This is a genomic window from Seonamhaeicola marinus, assembly GCF_008085455.1.
Genome location: NZ_VSDQ01000675.1, coordinates 1 through 564, shown reverse-complemented (window position 1 = coordinate 564; position 564 = coordinate 1). Strand labels below are relative to the sequence as shown.

The following is a 564-nucleotide window of genomic DNA, read 5'->3' as shown; positions in this document are numbered from 1 at the left end:
GATAACCTACTTCTTCGGCTAATTTTTCACACTCTTCATAGGTTGCTATTACACCTTCACTACCTGGTACACAAGGCACACCAGCAGCTTTCATGGTAGCTTTGGCATTTGCCTTGTCTCCCATTTTATCAATCATTTCAGGTGAAGCTCCAATGAATTTTATGCCGTGTTCGGCACATATTTTTGAAAACTTTGCGTTTTCAGAAAGAAACCCATATCCTGGGTGAATAGCATCTGCATTTGTAATTTCGGCAGCAGCTATAATATTAGACATTTTTAAATAAGACTCGCTACTTGGAGCAGGCCCTATACAAACTGCTTCATCAGCAAACTTAACGTGTAAGCTTTCTTCATCGGCTTTTGAATAAACCGCTACAGTTTTAATGCCCATTTCTTTACAGGTTCTAATAACACGTAATGCTATTTCCCCTCTATTGGCTACTAATATTTTTTTAAACATAACGTAATAATTTTTAAAATCTCAAATTCCAAATTCCAACAAATGGGATTTGCTTTTTGGAATTTTAAAATTGGTTATGATGGATCAACTAAAAATAATGGCTG

Annotated in this window: 1 protein-coding gene; it reads right to left on the bottom strand. The window is 35.8% G+C overall.

The window, feature by feature from the left end; genetic code table 11:
• Nucleotides 1–460: biotin carboxylase N-terminal domain-containing protein (locus tag FUA24_RS11125; RefSeq protein WP_317131958.1), on the bottom strand; the 460-nt coding region annotated here is incomplete at its 3' end.
• Nucleotides 461–564 lie beyond the last annotated feature (104 nt).